The following is an 18,312-nucleotide window of genomic DNA, read 5'->3' as shown; positions in this document are numbered from 1 at the left end:
GTTCTTGAATGGGAACCGGATACAAAATTAAAATCTGCGGAATCAAAGACCTGGCCACACTAGAACTTTGTGTGGATCTCCGGGTCGATTTTGTAGGCCTCAATTTTTCACCACGTTCCCCACGTTCTATCAGTGCAGAGACAGCAGAATCTCTACTCACACTCAAATCCAAACCCGGATTCCCCAAACTTGTATTTTTATTTTTTGAAAACTCTGTTTCCGAAATCCAAAATTTAACCACACGTTTCCAACCAGACCTTGTCCAACTCATTCGTGGAGATCAATTCCTTACAAAAGAAATCTGGGAAACCCTGACAGAAAAAAAATCCCTCCTACCTGCCATTCGAATCCAAGAGAAGGTAGTTTCGGACGAGGACTTAGAACCAAAATCCGATTTGGTGATTTTAGATAGTTATAATAAAGATTTGGGTGGCGGGACTGGGCATAGTTTCCCTTGGGAATATGTAACATCCGTAAAACGACCATTTCTTCTAGCAGGTGGTATCACTCCAGAAAACGTAAAAGTTGCATTAGAAACCGTACATCCTTACGGAATTGATGTGGCCAGTGGAGTGGAAACCAACGGCAAAAAAGATCCAAAGAAAATACAAGAATTGGTACAAAATGTCCGAACATTATGAAGCATTAAATACTCCTGTGATGCGCCAATATATGGAAGTTAAGGAACAACATCCCGATGGGATTGTATTCTTTCGTATGGGTGATTTTTATGAAATGTTTTTGGACGATGCAAAAATTGCCGCACAAATTTTAGACATCACACTTACCAAAAGACAAAACCAAATTCCAATGGCGGGAATTCCTTACCACGCTACTGAAAGTTATATATCAAGGTTGATTGCTGCCGGAAAAAAAGTTGTGGTTTGTGAACAAACAAAACCGGAAGATCCAAAAGCAAAAATCATGTCGAGGGAAGTGGTGAGAATCATCACTCCGGGTACTGTAGTCGAAGACAATTTACTCGGTGGATACCAAAACAATTATTTATCTTTGTATTATAAAGAAAAAAAATCCGTTTACTTAGCCTTTGCTGATGTCTCCACATCGGAACTAGTTTATTTCTTTTTTTCTGAAACCGAAACAGAACGAATCAACGATACCATCAAACGATTTTCGCCAAAAGAAATTATATTCACAGACGAAGTTCCCCCAATAACCAAAGAATCAAAAATCATTCTTTCGCAGATTCCAGAAGATTATATTCCCAAAAAAAAGGGAGCAGGAATTGATACAGTAGTCCACGTATTAGATGCTTACCTCCAATACAACTATCGGAAACAAAATTTTGTATTCCAATCGCCAAGGCGAATTGATGAGAGTGAATATCTGGTGTTAGATGAACAGACAGTCTCTCACTTGGAACTCGTTGAAAATCCCAATGACAAAAATCATACCTTATTTGGAGTGCTTAATCGCTGTATCACTGCTACAGGCAAACGCTATCTCAAACAAAGAATATTATTTCCTACCCGAGATGAAAATAAAATCAAATCCCATTGGGACAAAATAGAAATACTATCTGCCAACAAAAAAGAAAGATTTCAAATCAAAGAATTATTAGGTGATCTTATCGACTTGGAACGAGTGCTCACTCGGTTTCGAGTAGGAAAAGCGCTACCCCGTGACTTTCGCGGGATCGATAAAAGTTTAGAATCAACAACAACCATTAAAACCATATTGGATGGAATTGGTTATGATTTTTCCAAACTTCCCAAAGAACTAAACGCCTTGTCTCAGTTATTTTTTGATACCCTATTTGAAGGGGAACTCCCCGTATTTCTCGGAAACTCTCCATTTTTAAAATCAGGATTCAATAAAGAATACGATGATGCTATCCTCGCTCGCGAAAAAGGGAAAGATTGGATTTTGGAATTGGAAGAGAAGGAAAAAAAGGCGTCAGGCATTTCCTCTTTAAAGATTCGTTACAATAAAATCCTCGGATACTTTATTGAAATCTCCAAAGCACAGGCCAAAGAAGTTCCTAAACATTTCTTGAAAAAACAAACTTTGGTCACAGGTGAGAGATTCACTTCACCTGAATTAGAGGAATTAGAAAGAGCCATTTTACAAGCAGATGAAATCATAGAAAGAATTGAAAAAGAAAAGTTTGATGAACTAGTAGCACATTGTATTTCTCTTTATGAAGAATTCTTAACTCTCTCGAATGAAGTGGCTTCTTTAGACTACCATCTATCACTTACGGAAACCAAAGAAGAATACCAGTGGACAAGGCCAGAGATCCGTAATGATGGAATTCTAAACTATTCTGAATCTCGCCATCCTGTTGTAGAAACATTTTTACCTATTGGTGAACGTTTTGTACCTAATAGTTTAGAACTAAATCCCAAAGATAACGCCATAGCAGTGTTAACCGGTCCCAATATGGCTGGTAAATCCACCTTTATGCGCCAAATTGCCATCAATCAGATTCTATTCCAAATGGGCTCTTATGTTCCTGCAAAAAAAGCATCCCTAGCCGTTGTAGATCGGATTTTCACTCGGATTGGTTCAGGAGATAATCTTACCAAGGGTGAATCTACTTTTTTTGTAGAGATGAAAGAGACGGCAACCATCCTCAATCAGTTTTCCGAAAACAGTCTCATTCTCTTTGACGAAGTGGGCCGGGGAACATCCACCTATGATGGGTTATCCATTGCTTGGGCCATTTTAGAATTTTTAACTATCAAATTTCCCAAACCAAAAACCATCTTTGCCACTCATTATCATGAATTGACAGAACTCGAAAAAGGAAATGGGATTTTTAATTTGTATTTGGATACTTTTGAAAAAGAAGGAGAAATCCTATTCCTTAAAAAAGTCAAACGAGGAAAATCAAAACAATCCTTTGGAATCTATGTAGCAAAACTTGCAGGGATTCCCGAATCTGTTTCGGATCGAGCCAAAGAAATCCTTTCCGGTTTGGAATCCAAAAAAAGGGAAATTAAAATCAAAAATGAAGAACCGAGTTTGTTTGCGGGCTTAATAGATAATAGTATGTCCAACATGTCACCAAATGAAGAAAAGGTTTTGAAACGATTGAAACAAATTGATCCCAACCAAATTCCACCTCTAGAAGCCTTGTCTATTTTAGATGAATTAAAACGTATCCTCAAAGAGAAAGACTAGAGCCGATAGATCGGTAAAATCGATCCAATTAGTAATTTGGTCTTTTAACCCTTGTTTAGCGTGAATTCCAATTCCAATTCCTGCAGCTCCGAGCATCAAAGCATCGTTTGCTCCGTCCCCCACAGCAACCACTTGCTCCCGAGGAATTGAAAGTTCTGAAGCATACTTTTTTAAATAGATTTCTTTTTTTTCCCTGTTGATGATCTCACCGAAAATCTCTCCAGTAAATTTACCATCAACTTCTTCCAATCCATTTGCCTTGTAAAAACTGACAGGGTATTTTTCTGAGAACAAATGTAATACAGGACTAAACCCACCGCTGAGGATTCCTAATTTCGATCCATTTGTTTGTACAAATTGAAATACCTTCTCCATTCCATCATTCAGAGTTAATAGATCATAAACTTCTTTAAAACTCTCTTTCGAGAGTCCTGCGAGATGTTTCACTCTTAAACGAAGGGCCTCATCAAAACCCATCCCACCTTCCATGGCTTGTTTAGTAACAGTAGCCACTGCTTCAAATACTCCATGTTTTCTTGCCAACTCATCAATGACTTCTTCTTTGATGACAGTAGAATCCATATCAAATACAAAAAGAGATTCTTTGTTTTTAGGTAATAAAGATCCTATTGATAAAACATCAATTTGGTGATTTGTCAATTGGTTCCTAATGGAGAGAACTTGGTCCCTCTTCAGAGATTCGACTTGTGATATCCTTACACAGTATAATCCATATCTTTCAGCATGGGAAAGGTAAAAAGGAGAATCTTTGCCGGCAGATATTTCCTTAGAAAGAGGGATTGTCTTTTCAAACTTTACTTCAGGAAATATTTTAGAAAGAAGAGAATCAGAAATGGGAGAACGAGAAATAAAGAGAAGTGAATTCATTTTTACTTTTGTAAATAGGGTCTGAGTTTTTTACCCCAAAGTTCATATCCTTTTTCATTAAAATGGAGGCTGTCCCCATTGGGACGAATAAATTCATCACGAAGAGTGGGAGAATCTATTTTTCTCATACTATCCCAGACTTCAATGTATTCCACATTAGTCGTAGTCCTTGCTACTTGATTCAAAAACAAATTGAATACAGGAACAATTTGGTTTAGTTCCTTCACTCTTGTGGGTGGAACGGCAAGTAGAAAGATCTTTGTATTTCTGTTACGAGAATGAATTTTTTGTATGATGGAAAGTAGATTGTTTTGAACCAAACTCAAACACTTTCCTTGGATGAAATCGTTACCACCAATTTCGATCACCACCTTTTCCGGATGAAGGACAAGAACATCTTCCTCCATTCTTGTAAGGAGAGTTTCTGTCATATCTCCACCAATCCCGCGATTGGTAACGGATTGGCCCGGAAATTCTTTGGTCATTAAGTCTGGTAAAAATAAATGTACCAAACTATCACCGGCAAACACAATGTCCGTTTTTTTGATTTTTGAATTATCTTCTGCGTATAACAGCCGTGTGGGGAGCCAAGCCTTCTCTATATACTTTTTAAAGTTGGAGTCGTCTCGCCACCCTGGCTCTGCAAAACATTGAAAACTGGTATCGAAATAGTCTCGTTTCGAGGATGATTTACAATCGGTAACACCCGAAACCAGGGCAAAAACCATGCCCCATCGAAGGAAGAAGTTAATCTTGTTCTTGCGGTTCATTCATTCGGAAGCGCTTTTGCCAATCTTTGATTTGGGCCTGCGCATATTCTTCCGTGTCACAAATCCGAAACTCGATCGGGTTGTTTGTGGTTGTCTCGATGAGTTTGGCTTCGATATACCCGTTCTTTAACTTGGTTGTCTCAATGCGATATCTCATCTGAATAGCTCCAAAAACCAGGATTTAATTTCCACGTATCTTTGCAATCTCTTCTAAAGTTTCATCTTCTTTGTATTTTCCAAAGAGGAAGATAGCCAATATACAGAATGCCGAGGCCAGAGGACCAGTCAGACGAACGCCCAGCTCCCCTCCCGCTTCTACTTCTTCGACTTTACAAATGGAGGATTCCTTACTTATTTTTGCCTCGACTCCTAAATTTTTTTTCTCTTCTGACTTAGATTCTGACACAGAAGGAGCAATGATCCCCGTTACATGGGGGGATACGTTTTTCTTTGTATCTTGATTCAATCCAAGAAGAATCACAGAGCTAAAGATAAGAACAGCCAGTGTTTGTCCCAGTTTTTGCATAAAGGTTCTTCCGGCATAAAACAACCCTTCCCTTCTAGACCCTGTTTTTAAAGAATCAAGTTCAGCAATATCGGCAAGAATGGCATTGGGTAAGATACCAAGAATCGCAATGGGAACAGCGGCAATAGCAACAATCAAATAACCTTGAATATACGGTGATAATGGCAAACTATCTTTTCCGATAAAATAGATAGATAGAAATAAAGTTAGAAAAACATAAAATCCAAATAGAACCGTTTTTTTCTTACCGATCTTTCGTGCGACCGCATTGACCACTGGGTAAAAAGCAAAAGAAACGAGCAACATCACAGTCAGTAACTGTGTGACAAACTCACGTTCTAATTCTAATAGAACTGTCACATAATAAGAAATCCCTGTTGTAAGAATGGTAAGGGCTAGGAAGTAACAAAGATCCGACAAAGCGAAATATAGAAAATTCTTATTTTTGAATGTAAGGATAATTGCTTCTTTGAAGGGAACACTAGAAGCTTCTGATTCACAATATGTTTTTTCATGGATTGTAAATACGGGGAAATACATACAAATCGCGGCAAACACACATAAAATTCCCAAAGCATATTGGCGCGAGACCAATGTTTGAACGGATAGATCTGAATCAAAAACAAAGTTTGCTTTCAAAACATTGGCGATCATGGGCTCCGTAGATGCCACAATGATACCCAATGCATAAGTAACTGAGATATAGGTAGAAAGATTCAGTCGTTCTTCTGGTGTATGTCCGAGTTCAGGAATGAGAGCAAAGAAAGGTGTGACATACACCGTTAAAAATAAATAAAAAAGTAACATACAACCCGTCATCCAAACAAGGTTTGCAGAAGAGATGAAATTGTGAGGAGGAACAAAAATCAACCAACAAAAAACAGCAGCAGGAATACCACCAAGGAACAAAAAAGGAATTCTTCGACCAAATCGTGAGGAAAATCTGTCAGAAGAATTGGCAATGATGGGATCAGTGAATGCGTCCCACAAACGACCTACAGCGGCAACAATTCCAATCGTGGAAAGTCCCCAGAATGCCATTTTTTCGATTAGATCAGGAAAACATTCCTGGCCAGGTTTTGGGGCCGGGGGGAGATAAAAGTAAACTTGGTGAAGACCAATGATGTTGATGAGAGTGGACCAACCCAATTGGCCGATCGCATAACTCATCTGTTTTCGAAATGGTAGAAAGGGTTTTCGCATGTTTCTCACTAGAGGCGGTAAAGTAGGAGCATAATACCGCCAAAAGTAAAAAAGGCAAACTACTTTTTATGTTTGTAGAGCTCTGGAAAATTTTTCTCGTCGTAGAGGGCTTGTGATTCGTAATCATCCCATCCTTCCGGTACACCTTCTGTAAACTCAGGTACCATAGAACAATCACGAATCAAGTTCATCGTTTGAACCATCTCACTTCCCTTCACATTCAAGTATCCTTCAGCAAACAATGAATTGGCTACAAAAAGTGCCATGGATTGTAAAGAACCCAAATGACCTTCTCTTCCCGCACCAATACGAATTTCAGAATCTGGGTTCACTAAACGGAAAACGGACAATACACGAATACAAAATTCAGGAGTGAGTGACGACTTCTGGATGGCATGACCTTTGATGGGAATGAAGAAGTTAACAGGAATCGAAATGACACCAAGTCGTTTGAGTTCAAAGGCTACTTGGACTAAATCTTTTAGTTCCTCACCCATCCCTACGATGATTCCAGAACAAAGTCCGATATCAGCTTCTTTTGCCGCCTCTAGAGTTGTTAGTCGGTCTTTGAATGTATGTGTCGAACAGATCTCATTGTATTTTGATTCAGAAGTGTTGAGGTTATGATTGTATCTGTCGAGACCGGCGTCTTTCAGAACTCTCGCTTTTTTCGCGTCTAAAATTCCCGCAGACAAACATACCTTCATTCCTAACTCTCCGTTGATTTTGGAGATTGTTTCTGCAAGTTTGTCGACAGCCTTATCCGTCGGACCACGACCGGAAGTTACCATACAAAATCGGTAAGCACCATTGTCTTTTGCACGTTTGGCATCTTCCCAAATCTCTTCTGGAGATTTCAAAGAATACTCTTGGATTCCCGAATCTCCGCCTTTCCTTTGGGCACAATAACCACAATCTTCTGGGCAGTATCCGTTTTTGATATTATCTAGTATATGAATGCGAACACGATTGGTAAAATAACGATTTCGTTCTTCCGTTGCACGAGCGACAACTGAAAGCAAAGGGACTTTTCCTTCTAGAATCTCCAGAGCTTCTACTTCTGTAATTAAGGATGGAGCCGAGGATATTGTTTTTTCTTGGATTTCTGCAATCATGGGAACAGGTTCTGGACTGCCGGAGCCTGTGTAAACGAAGAAAATCGCTTCGTATATTTAGTCTCAATCTGATTCAGGGAAACTCAAGGAGAGTTTGTTCCAAAGCCAAAAAGATTTGATCGAGGGAGGTTTCGGAAATGGAATAAGGCGGAGTGATATAGATGGTGCGTCCGAGTGGTCTTAGAAGGATTCGAAATTCTTTCATTCTCTCACGGATTCTTTTTCCAACAGGATTTAAATATTCGTCTTCGGCAATTTTCTCCTGATATTCAAAAGCAAAAATCCCACCCATCACTCGGACATTTTCGATTCGTTTTCCGAGTTTTCTTTGGAACGGTTCTATCCGATTTTGCAAAGAGACCTCCAATTGTTTCACAAGTTCGAATCCAACTTCTTTTAAAAGTTGAACTGACGCATAACCAACGCTACATGCCAAAGGGTTTCCCGTCATCGTATGTGCGTGGAAAAAAGCACGATAGGGGTCTTTTGAAATAAACTGTTTGTAAATGAATTCGGAGACAAGAGTTGCTCCGAGAGGTATCATTCCCCCGGTCAGTCCCTTTGCCATCACAAGTATATCGGGTTTTGTTTCTGCCTTTTGGTACGCGAACGCCGTGCCGAGTCTCCCCATTCCTGTAAAAACTTCATCAAAAATAAGGAGGGTATGAGTTAGTGTAGCAAGTTCTCTTAGTTTTACTAAAACTTTTTGATCATAGAATAACATTCCATTGGCGCCAAATACCAAAGGTTCGATCACAATCCCCACATAATTCTTTTGTTTGATTTCTAATTCTAAATCATTTAAACATTCCGTAGAACAACTGCTTGCAACTTTTCCCCAAGGACAATGTTTACAATTGGGAGCTGGGAATTCTTTGGTAGGAAACCTTAAATCGGAAAAGATACGGTTAAAGTAATTTTTTCCAGAAACATTCATGGCTCCAATACTATCCCCATGATAGGAATTGGAAAAAACTAGGAACTCTGACCTAGGTGAAAGATCTGGATGGTTCTGATAATATTGAATGGCCAATTTTAAGGCAATTTCAATCGCATTTGATCCGTTATCTGAATAGAAAACTTTATGAAAATCAAAGTTTGTGAGTTCTAATAAAGATTTAGACAAAGACTCAGCGGCAGGGTGAATGTGTCCTGCAAGCATCACATGATCCAATTCTTCCATTTGTTTATAAAGTGCGGCAACTAACCGCGGATGGCGGTGTCCAAAAATCATCGTCCACCAACTGGCAATGGCATCAATCCAGCGGTTCCCTTCAGAATCAGTAACGAACTCAGCTTCTGCTTTGACAATACCGAGTATACTTTCCTCCTCCTCTTGGATGGTTAACGGAACCCAAGTATATGTATGGATAGGATTAACCTTCATCGTCTGGACTTAGTAGGGTTTCCATTAAATTACGTTTGGTATCAAATGATTCGTTGGAAAAGGAAATAAATTCTTTGGGAGAAAGTTTTTGTTCCGGGAAATTGGTAACTCCTAAACACGGTGCACCACCTAATCGCTGTATAATTTCTGCATTATCAGCTTGTAATTCGTTTTTAGATCCAACTAAGTAAAAACCAAGAACCGGAATGAACCGACTGGTTAGTACTTCTAAAGTGAGTAAAGTATGATTGATGGTTCCAAGCTCCGTAGAACCGACAACAACAACAGGGAAGTTACTCTCCTGAATTCCTTTGACAGCTAGGTAGTCCTCAGTCCAAGGGACCAAAACTCCGCCGGCTCCTTCGATAAGTGTATTTGTATTTCTTTCTTTTGCCAGTGCGTTCAAAAGGTACTTCGGATCTAAAGTTTTTCCTTCTTGTTTGGCGGCATAATGTGGACTTGCGGGGGCTGCAAATTCGTACACGGGTTTTAAAAAGAAGGAATCGGGCAAAGCTGTTGTTTTTTGGACAAATTCGGTATCACTGAGGCCGGTAATTCCGGTTTGGATGGGTTTCCAATACCGAAATCCGTAGTTTTCGGCATATTTGGCCATAAAGAGGCTTGAGAAAAAAGTCTTACCTATGTCCGTTCCGGTTCCCGCTACGTAAAAAGCTTGGCCCATACGGATCAAGTTTTATCAATTCCGGACCCCGTCTATCCGATTTATATAGGAGAGGCTCTATGCAACTTCCCCTTTGGAAATCCATTCTCAAACGTGACGAAAATCCGATAACCGAGATTTCACATTTTTTACGCGAAACCGCAATCTTCGAAGGTATGTCACGTAGAACCTTACGCGAAGTCGCAAGACTCATCCACAAACGTAAGTATTATGCAGGTGAAACCATCTTTTACCAAGGCCAAGCTGGAACGGGAGTTTATCTCATCTTACAAGGTAAGGTAGAGATTTATTCAGAGAGAGAAGGTGTTACCTTAAAACTCGCCGAACTAGAAAAAGGTGCTTTTTTTGGCGAGTTAGCCCTCTTCCAAGATTTCCCAAGATCTGCAACAGCTGTGGCCCTTGTTGATTCTATCTTACTTGGTTTTTTCCAACCCGAATTAAAAACTCTTTTAGAAACAAAACCGAGAGTAGGAAACGACTTATTATTAAGTTTTGCCTCTATCATTGCAGATAGACTTCGCAAAACAAATGATACATTAGAGGCCGCTTACTTCAAAAGCAAAAAAAATAAAACAAAATGATTACTAAAGAAAATACTATCTCTTCCTTAATTTTGCGTAGTGCTTTTTTTGGGCTGATCATACTCACAGCGCTCATCGGAATCATAGGTGTTAAGTTTTTAGCGATCCCTCTACTCATTTCAGGAATTCATTTTTATATTTTCCATGGAATTGTAGACTATTTTGAATCGAGAGGAGTCCATCGAGCGATTACAATCATCATTATCTTTTCAATCTTGATTGCTGGTGCTTATTGGTTTTTAGCATTTTATTTACCGAATCTTTTTGAAAAGGCGCAACCCATTGTATCAGAATGGTCTGTCAAAATGGAAGATCCAAATTTTCAGTTAATTGATTTTAATAAACTACCTGTACTTTCTAAAAATCCAGAACTATGGAAAAAAATCATCAACCCTGAAGAAGTTGCTAAAATGGCAACGAACAATTTAGAAGAATTTTTAAGAGGGATCGTTGTAATGATTCCTACTTTTATCAGTTGGATGATCATAATCCCCATCATCAGTTTCTTTTTACTTTTGGATGCCAATTTGATTTACAAAACAATGATTAGTTTTATACCTAATCGTTTTTTTGAAATGTTTCTTATGGTATTTTATCGAATGAACCAACAAATCACAAGTTACTTAAAAAGTTTAGTGATCCAATGCGGAATCATGGCAATTGTCGCATCACTTGGATTTTATATAGTTGGAGTAAAATTCTTTTTCCTATTTGGAATCTTTCTGGGCGTAGCAAATTCCATTCCTTATTTAGGACCGCTGGTAGGTGCCGTCCCACCCATTTTGTTTTCGATTCTTTTCCCAGAAATGTCACCATCCATTGGTTCCATTGCTTCCGTTGTTGTTGTTGCTCAGTTAGTGGACAATGCCATTGTACAACCTGTAGTGATTGCCAATGCGGTTTCATTACATCCGCTAGCGATATTAATTGGGATTGCTGTGGGAGGAAATTTCTTTGGGATTTTTGGAATGTTACTAGCCATTCCTGTTTTATCAATTCTTAAGGTAACGATTGGGATTCTCTACCACGCACTCAAAGAACACCAAATCATCTAATTGGATTCGGCCTTAAAGGGAAAATTTTTTTAAAAAATCATTCTTCCCTTTTGTTCCACTTACCCATTTCGGAGAATAAAATACCGAATAAGGTAAGGCCAGATCCAATCGCACCTACCACCCCCAATCTTTCACCTAATATCAAATAAGCGAGAAAGAATGAAAATACTGGCTCCATACTATACAACAATCCGGCTCTTGCTGGAGGAACAGCTTTTTGGTATCTGGTTTGAATCTGCGTTGTAAAAATCGTAGCAAAAATTGATGTATAGATGATCCCGATCCAAAATTTTAAATCAAGTTGGATGGAGATAGGTTGGTTTAAAAAAACAGATTCCACTGGGAACAAAGTAGTCGAAACAATCGCAATGAGTAAGATTTCAAAGGAAACCAGAATTTGTGCAGGAATTTTTTTACTAAAAATATCAATGAGTATGATATAGATGGCAAAGAAAAAAGCACCGATTAATGTAAGCCCATCACCTAACCCAAAACCAGTGGATTGAAGAATTTCTTCATATGATTTTCCGTTTTGTGAAATGAGAAATAACCCCAAAACAACAATCAAAACGGCAACCCAGGTGCGGACTGAAGGTAATTTTCTTTCGATGGCAATTTGTAATAAAGGAACAAAAATAACATAAGCACCCGTCATAAAACCAGACTGAGTGGCTGTGGTATAAACAAGCCCAATGGTTTGGAAAGCATAACCCAAAAGGGCTGCCAATGCCACAAGGAAAGCTGGGAAAATATAGTCCCAACGTCTGTTTGCTTTGGAAAACAAAGTCTTTCGGTAAAGCAGTAAAGTGATGATTCCGGCAAGCCAAAACCGGACTGCTAAAAATAGAAAGGGGGGCACCGAATCCAGTGCAAGTTTGATGACCACAAAGGTTCCACCCCAAAGAATGGCGGCAATCACCAAAAAGAATTCCGGAGTGAAGATCCTGGACATATGAGTCAATCTCTTGAATGAAAGGTCCAGAGCAAGGAAAAGATGAATTGGAAATTTAGAATCCGAAAACCACAAACCGGGACCACTTTGAATTGGGAGTTATATTTCCCACCGGGAACCGCGACTTGGGTTGGCGAACAAGTCAAAGAAATTTTAAATTCGGTCCCCTTACCAAACCAACCGGACCCCAATGTTCGTGTTTTTGCCGAAAAAATCAAACTAGAAAATACCAATTCTCATCAAATCGCCTATCTTCTGTTTCATGGGCTTTGTTTTCGAGATATCCGCCTTGTTATTGCAAAAACAAACGATTGGGACAAATCCTCCGAAGTGAGAGAAGCAGAATGGGATAGAATCCTGACAGAAGCGGTTCATGTCGCAAAACCTTTGTTTACTGACACTAACATCAAATTCTACGAGATCAAGGAAAACCTTCACATCAGTTACTTTGAAGATGAAATCACGGTATCTCTTTCTATTCTTGGAGAACCAGGTTACAAACGAGGAATCAAAGCCAACTTCCCAACCAGTGCTCCCGTTCCCGAAGACCTAACACAAATTCTAATTCAACAATGTTTCGAATATTTTCTAGTTCCGAAAGAAGAAGTGGCAGCACTTTACATTCCTTTTGCCGGGACCCTGACCTTTGCCACCGAATGGGCGTTACAAGCTAACAAAACAACTCTCCTTTCTTTACCAAGAGGTTTTTTATTTCAGAAGATGGTTTTGTTTCCTGAAAAATCATTAGACCATTATAAAAAGAAACAAAAAGAGAAGTCCACTTCCTACTCTACACCTATCGTCATCCAAGATACGGATCCTGCTTTAGAAAGTTATTGGTTGGAAGAATTCAAAAATTGGGGAAAAACAATCCAATTAACCGATTGGGATTATAGTATTTCTGATTTTTTTAGAACCTTTCCTGTTTTGCCAGAACCTGAATCAGAAACGTCCCATTACTTTTTGCCACTAAACCCACCTTATGGATTTCGAAAACACGAAAGGACAGAACCAGAAGAAAAACTGTATTCCAAAATCGGTAAACGTTTGGAAGAACTTTTAAAACTCACAAAAAACAAACCCAAACTCATTGGATTCATTCTTTGTCCCACTGAGGAAAAATGGAGTGATTGTATGAGGGAATTACGTAATTTCTCTAAAAAAACAATCCATGTCACACATGGAGGAATCGACTTACGAGTATTATACTTTCATTCGGAGGGGAGAATTGAAAGACGTACAAATTGAATCTGGATGGAAAGAAGTTTTACAATCAGAATTTGAAAAACCTTATTTTTCTGCGTTAAGAGAATGGATCAGAGAGGAATACAAATCTAAGGTTGTATTCCCACCGGCAAAATTAATTTTTAATGCTTTTGACTCTTGTCCTTTTGAGAAAGTTAAGGTAGTGATTCTCGGCCAAGATCCATACCATGGCCCAGGCCAGGCTCATGGCCTTTGTTTTTCTGTGAATGATGGTGTTCCTTTTCCTCCTTCTTTACAAAACATATTTAAAGAAATTGGAGAAGACTTACAAAAACCTACTCCAAAATCAGGAGACTTAACTCGTTTAGCAAACCAAGGAGTGCTTCTTCTCAATGCCACTCTTACTGTACAAAAAGACAAAGCAGGTTCTCACCAAAACAGAGGGTGGGAAGAATTTACCGATGCCGCGATAAAAATTCTGGCAGAAAAAAAGTCAAATATCGTCTTTTTATTATGGGGTGCTTTTGCACAGAAAAAAGAAATGTTAATCCCACCAAACAAACATTTCATTTTAAAGTCTGCTCATCCATCCCCCCTTTCTGCCTACAGAGGATTTTTAGGGAACAAACATTTTTCGAAAACCAACGAATACTTAATTTCCCAAGGAAAAGAACCCATTGACTGGTAATGAAAAAAAAGGATATTTCTTTGTATTTTTAACCGGGGTGTTCTTTGCTTTAGAAGTCATCGGTTTTAAAGAAATTTTTCGAAACTACAACACGGAACCAGAAATTGCAGCACTCTTCGGAGTTGGGTTTTCTTTTTTGGTAGTCACTCCTTATTTTTTGTTTTCTGAAAAAAGAAGATTAAAGGTAATAACAACCATCAGGCGAGATGGAATTATTCTTACACTAGGAACTATCTCTAATGCCGTTGGTATTGTTTTGTATTATTATGCACTGAAACAAACGGATTTGGGTCCTGCGGCCATCCTGATCAAAACAACCGTTTTATATAATGTGTTACTCGGTGTTTTTTTTCTAGGAGAACGATTAAAAAAAACCGAAGTTTTTGGGATCGCCATTGCAATTATCGGAATCTATATGATCTCCACATTAGAAGGACAAATCAAAGTTGTTTCTGCATTTTGTATTTTATGTAGTGCTTTTCTATTTGCGATTCAAAGTTATATGATCAAAAAATACGTTCCTGAAATTTTAGGTTTAGAATACGCTTATTTACGCCTTTTGTTATTGAGTTTGTTTTTCTTTTTATACTCTTTTTACATTGGTTCATTTCATATTCCCGAATTTTCAATTATAATCGTCCTTGGTTTATTCTCACTACTTGGATATTTTTTAGGAAGGGCATTTTACTTCGAAGCACATAACTATTTACCAATTAGTAAACTAAACGCAACCCTTCTTATCGAACCCATCTTTTTAATGTTTGTTGGGATTCTGTTTATGAAAGAACCTATTGATAGTCAAAAACTTTTAGGGGCGGCCCTCATTCTATTCGGATTGTATTTGATTGTATTCCACAAACGAAGGCTTAAACCATGAGAGAAATTCCCAAAAACCTTACGAAATCCGAAATAGACACCCTCTTACAAACTTATGGGGATTGGAAATTAGAAACAGAAGGGAATCTTTCCTTTTTTATTTTTTACAAAGAATTCCGAAACTTCAAAGATGCCTTTGGCTTGATTGCCAAATTAGCCTTAGTCTCTGAGGCCCTCGACCACCATGCCGAAATTTGGAACACCTACAACAAAGTACGACTCAAACTTTTTACGCATGAGACCCATTCATTGACCACAAGAGATAAAGATTTTATTACCAAACTGATGGATTGATGATCCTCTTAGACATTCACTTTTATTAAAAAACCTGTAAGTTTCAAATTTTGTCCGGGCATAAAAAAAGCCGGAGTTGGAATCCAACACCGGCTTTTAGATCTTTCAGTTAAGAACTGATTAGATCTCGATTTTGTAACCTACGCGGTAAGTTTGTCCACCGATAACCACTGGGTATGCAACCCAAGGAGCAAGAGCAGAAGCTCCACCGACTGACGATACTCCACCAACTCCCATTCCTGCGGAAAGGATAGTTTCCAATTCGAAGAAAAGGTGACCTTTGTCAGTGATTTTTGTTTGAGCACCAACTAACCAGTTTAAACCGATTCCACTTGCACCAAAACGTACGTTTTCTTTGTAAACTCCAGGGTTTGGAGCATCACCAAGAAGTGTTCCACCACCAGCACCTAACAATGGACCACCATCACGACCAAGACCTGCTGTGAAACCTTGAAGAGCTGGAGCGTTGATAGATCCAGAAACTCCCCACCATCCTTGAAAGTAGTTCACACCAGCACCAATATAAACCGCTGTGTCGTTTGCAGCGTTATACAATTTGATACCAAGATAAGTAGGAACAGTCCAAGCAGTATAGTGCCACTCTTGGTCTAACCATTTGTAACCCATTACAGTAGAAGAAGTATCACCACCAGCGATTTTTGTAGTGTAGTTTACGTTGATTCTCCAAAAAAGGCTATTGATTCCAAAGATCCCTTCTTTTTCGTAACCTACGTTAACGTTTCCACCAACCATAGCTCCGCTAGTTTTTGCACCAACAACACCACCAGTCGTTCTCTTTAAGCTGATCAATGTGTTTTCTGCATAGATTGCTTTTTGAGGAGTTCCGTAAGGTGCTCCAGAAGCAGTTACCCGAGGGTTACCGGAATCAAGACCATCTTTAGTGATAGTTCCGCCGAGTTGAGCTAGGTCAAATTGAGCTCCAAGACCGATCATAAAATAAGAACGAGGACCTGATTGTGCGCTTAAGCTACCTGCTAAGCACAAAAGTAAGAACCCCATCATTCCAAAACGTAGAGATTTCAGCATGCGATGATTACTCCTTAGTGAGTGTTTCCTGAATTTTTTTTCGTACCTGTGGACAAACGAATGCTAGTGAGCAGCCGTTCATACCGACAATTGCAATGAAACTAGTCGTTCTTCTAGGATTTGTCAAATAAAATTGTTAAATCTAAACGAAAATTGTGTTAAATGTGGTATTTCGAATGAGTCTAATGCCTTCCCAACAAGTTTTCCTTATTTGCAGATTGTTCTTGCTTTTTGTTCTGTTTTCAGGCGACCTCTTTGCCCTTGAGCGAAAGGTAGTCCGTTTTTCCGGCGAATTGGTGCATTGGGATGCAAAAGGTCCAGAACCGCAATTCCGTTATCTGGATCATACAAACCTCAGAGAAAAGATCATCTTCTGCGATGCCGATACCATGAGGCTTGCTCTCGGCAACCAACCGTTTGAAAAAAGGCATATTGAAGGAAAGGCCAGACAACTTTCCCCCACTTCTGATGTTTGGGTTTGTGTGGGACGACCCCATATTTTCCAAAAATACCAAGTTTCTGTGAGTTCACCAACACCTCAGTCCAAAAGGATCCAAGGGCAAGTGATCGAAGCCGATGGAGAGTCGGGCCAGATTGTTTATTTGGTCCGCGGGCGCCGAACGTATCTAACGATTGAGCCCTCTTTGGCAAAAGAAATGGCAGAATCCCTATCTCAAATGAAAACCGTAGAAATTGAAGGAGACTACCACTACGACCGGATAAAACGTTATTACGTAAAAGACTGATGAATTTTTGTTCGTCATTAGGACTCGATTCTTTGGAATGGATTTGATGCAGGCTTTTTTGGTTTTAGCAAACGGAACGGTCATGAAGGGCCGATCCTTCGGTGCAAATAAGAATTCGATTGGTGAGGTGGTCTTTAACACCTCTATGGCAGGTTATCAGGAAATCATTACTGATCCTTCCTACAAAGGCCAACTCGTGACACTCACTTACCCAATGATTGGGAATTATGGAATCAATCCAGACGATATGGAATCCGACAGGATCCAGGCTTCAGGTTTGATCGTAAAAGAATACGTCAAACGACCATCCAACTTCCAATCCAAAGAAACACTGAGCGAGTTTTTAATTCGGTTTGGAGTGCCTGCGATTGAAGGGATTGATACGCGAAAACTAACGCGTATTATTCGAGACTCAGGAGCAATGTCCTGCGGAATCTTTATTAGCGAAACTTACGAAGACTCTTTTTTAGAAGCAGTGAAAAACGCCCCTTCTATGGAAGGCCAAGACCTTGCTCAAGTGGTTACTTGCGAAAAACCATATTTATTTGGTGCTCACTCTCCTAGTAAGTTTAAACTTGCAGTTTACGATTTCGGAATCAAACGTAATATTCTCAAACTTCTCGACTCCGCTGGATTCAACGTCCATGTTTTTCCAGCAAAAACGAAAGCGGAAGATTTACTGAAAGATGGTTTTGATGCCTACTTTCTCTCCAATGGTCCTGGGGATCCAGCCCCACTCGATTATGCCATCGCTTCTGCAAAAGCCATTATGGATGCAAAGAAACCACTCTTTGGAATTTGTTTAGGCCATCAAATTATAGGCCTTGCACTTGGGAAAAAGACAGCCAAACTTAAGTTTGGTCATCGTGGAGGAAACCATCCGGTTCGAAACGAGGAGACTGGCAAAATTGAAATCACATCTCAAAACCATGGTTTCCATGTGTTAGGTGAATCTTCAGGTGAAATGCCAATCACAAGAATCAATCTTTTTGATCATACGGTTGCAGGGCTTAAAACTACGGGCCTACCGGTCATGGCAGTCCAGTACCATCCGGAAGCAAGTCCTGGTCCTCACGATTCAGCCTATCATTTTCAAGAATTTTATACTATGGTAGAATCCTCCAAATCCTAAGATTTGGTAAATTACGG

At 39.3% G+C, this 18,312-nt stretch carries 19 protein-coding genes; 10 read left to right on the top strand and 9 right to left on the bottom strand.

Annotated elements, in window-relative coordinates; genetic code table 11:
* The first annotated feature begins 8 nt into the window (after positions 1-8).
* Together EHQ49_RS05860 and mutS are read left to right on the top strand one after the other, a co-directional pair.
* Positions 9-641, top strand: a complete 633-nt coding sequence (locus EHQ49_RS05860) for a phosphoribosylanthranilate isomerase (protein ID WP_135577230.1) — start codon at positions 9-11, stop codon at positions 639-641.
* Positions 625-3,147, top strand: coding sequence for a DNA mismatch repair protein MutS (mutS, locus tag EHQ49_RS05855; protein WP_135577228.1), 2,523 nt, complete (start codon positions 625-627; stop codon positions 3,145-3,147). The genes EHQ49_RS05860 and mutS overlap by 17 nt, the downstream gene beginning before the upstream one ends.
* Here the strand turns inward: mutS and serB are convergent.
* The 7 genes from serB to bioD all read right to left on the bottom strand — a co-directional run bounded on the left by serB (position 3,118) and on the right by bioD (position 9,718).
* Positions 3,118-4,035 carry a phosphoserine phosphatase SerB gene (gene serB, locus EHQ49_RS05850; protein ID WP_135577226.1) on the bottom strand — a complete coding sequence of 306 codons (918 nt, stop codon included), beginning with the start codon at positions 4,033-4,035 and terminating at the stop codon, positions 3,118-3,120. The two genes, mutS and serB, sit on opposite strands and share 30 nt — an antisense overlap.
* 2 nt (positions 4,036-4,037) lie before the next feature.
* Positions 4,038-4,763: a GDSL-type esterase/lipase family protein gene (locus EHQ49_RS05845; protein WP_135577224.1), complete on the bottom strand. Its 726-nt coding sequence runs from the start codon at positions 4,761-4,763 to the stop codon at positions 4,038-4,040.
* A gap of 19 nt (positions 4,764-4,782) precedes the next feature.
* The gene (locus EHQ49_RS05840; protein ID WP_002975048.1) at positions 4,783-4,962 is read right to left on the bottom strand and encodes a hypothetical protein; all 180 of its coding nucleotides are present in this window, start codon (positions 4,960-4,962) and stop codon (positions 4,783-4,785) included.
* A gap of 24 nt (positions 4,963-4,986) precedes the next feature.
* The gene (locus EHQ49_RS05835; RefSeq protein WP_135577774.1) at positions 4,987-6,501 is read right to left on the bottom strand and encodes an MFS transporter; all 1,515 of its coding nucleotides are present in this window, start codon (positions 6,499-6,501) and stop codon (positions 4,987-4,989) included.
* 92 nt (positions 6,502-6,593) lie between these two features.
* On the bottom strand, positions 6,594-7,649 hold the full coding sequence (gene bioB / locus EHQ49_RS05830; RefSeq protein WP_135577223.1) for a biotin synthase BioB: 1,056 nt from the start codon (positions 7,647-7,649) through the stop codon (positions 6,594-6,596).
* Positions 7,650-7,722: 73 nt separating this feature from the next.
* Positions 7,723-9,036: an adenosylmethionine--8-amino-7-oxononanoate transaminase gene (gene bioA, locus EHQ49_RS05825; protein WP_135577221.1), complete on the bottom strand. Its 1,314-nt coding sequence runs from the start codon at positions 9,034-9,036 to the stop codon at positions 7,723-7,725.
* Entirely contained in the window at positions 9,026-9,718 is a 693-nt protein-coding gene (gene bioD / locus EHQ49_RS05820) for a dethiobiotin synthase (RefSeq protein ID WP_135577219.1), read from the bottom strand. Before bioD ends, bioA begins: the two co-directional genes overlap by 11 nt.
* Before the next feature lie 59 nt (positions 9,719-9,777).
* On the opposite strand from bioD, the gene EHQ49_RS05815 reads away from it, so the two are divergent.
* Together EHQ49_RS05815 and EHQ49_RS05810 are read left to right on the top strand one after the other, a co-directional pair.
* Entirely contained in the window at positions 9,778-10,299 is a 522-nt protein-coding gene (locus tag EHQ49_RS05815; protein WP_100791304.1) for a cyclic nucleotide-binding domain-containing protein, read from the top strand.
* Positions 10,296-11,354, top strand: coding sequence for an AI-2E family transporter (locus EHQ49_RS05810; RefSeq protein WP_135577217.1), 1,059 nt, complete (start codon positions 10,296-10,298; stop codon positions 11,352-11,354). The genes EHQ49_RS05815 and EHQ49_RS05810 overlap by 4 nt, the downstream gene beginning before the upstream one ends.
* A 37-nt stretch (positions 11,355-11,391) precedes the next feature.
* Here EHQ49_RS05810 and EHQ49_RS05805 read toward each other — a convergent pair whose 3' ends face one another.
* Positions 11,392-12,306 carry a DMT family transporter gene (locus EHQ49_RS05805; RefSeq protein WP_135577215.1) on the bottom strand — a complete coding sequence of 305 codons (915 nt, stop codon included), beginning with the start codon at positions 12,304-12,306 and terminating at the stop codon, positions 11,392-11,394.
* Positions 12,307-12,348: 42 nt separating this feature from the next.
* Between EHQ49_RS05805 and EHQ49_RS05800 the strand changes: the two genes are divergently transcribed.
* From EHQ49_RS05800 to EHQ49_RS05785, 4 genes are read left to right on the top strand one after another with little or no spacing between them, the layout of a single operon-like run.
* Positions 12,349-13,554 carry a hypothetical protein gene (locus tag EHQ49_RS05800; RefSeq protein ID WP_135577213.1) on the top strand — a complete coding sequence of 402 codons (1,206 nt, stop codon included), beginning with the start codon at positions 12,349-12,351 and terminating at the stop codon, positions 13,552-13,554.
* A complete protein-coding gene (ung, locus tag EHQ49_RS05795; protein ID WP_135577211.1) occupies positions 13,535-14,200 on the top strand; it encodes a uracil-DNA glycosylase in 666 nt (221 codons plus the stop codon). The genes EHQ49_RS05800 and ung overlap by 20 nt, the downstream gene beginning before the upstream one ends.
* On the top strand, positions 14,190-15,077 hold the full coding sequence (locus EHQ49_RS05790) for a DMT family transporter (protein WP_135577209.1): 888 nt from the start codon (positions 14,190-14,192) through the stop codon (positions 15,075-15,077). Before ung ends, EHQ49_RS05790 begins: the two co-directional genes overlap by 11 nt.
* Complete coding sequence (locus tag EHQ49_RS05785) at positions 15,074-15,370, top strand: 4a-hydroxytetrahydrobiopterin dehydratase (RefSeq protein ID WP_135577207.1); 297 nt, start codon at positions 15,074-15,076, stop codon at positions 15,368-15,370. The genes EHQ49_RS05790 and EHQ49_RS05785 overlap by 4 nt, the downstream gene beginning before the upstream one ends.
* Positions 15,371-15,490: 120 nt before the next feature.
* Here the strand turns inward: EHQ49_RS05785 and EHQ49_RS05780 are convergent, their stop codons facing one another.
* Complete coding sequence (locus tag EHQ49_RS05780; RefSeq protein WP_135577205.1) at positions 15,491-16,417, bottom strand: porin OmpL1; 927 nt, start codon at positions 16,415-16,417, stop codon at positions 15,491-15,493.
* Positions 16,418-16,641: 224 nt separating this feature from the next.
* On the opposite strand from EHQ49_RS05780, the gene EHQ49_RS05775 reads away from it, so the two are divergent.
* Complete coding sequence (locus EHQ49_RS05775; RefSeq protein WP_135577203.1) at positions 16,642-17,163, top strand: hypothetical protein; 522 nt, start codon at positions 16,642-16,644, stop codon at positions 17,161-17,163.
* Positions 17,164-17,209: 46 nt separating this feature from the next.
* Positions 17,210-18,295: a glutamine-hydrolyzing carbamoyl-phosphate synthase small subunit gene (carA, locus tag EHQ49_RS05770; protein WP_135577772.1), complete on the top strand. Its 1,086-nt coding sequence runs from the start codon at positions 17,210-17,212 to the stop codon at positions 18,293-18,295.
* The last annotated feature ends 17 nt before the right edge of the window (positions 18,296-18,312 follow it).

The sequence above is a fragment of the Leptospira perdikensis genome, from assembly GCF_004769575.1.
Lineage (GTDB): Bacteria > Spirochaetota > Leptospiria > Leptospirales > Leptospiraceae > Leptospira_A > Leptospira_A perdikensis.
Note: the sequence above shows the minus strand (reverse complement) of the source record. Positions and strands in the feature narration are given on the sequence as shown.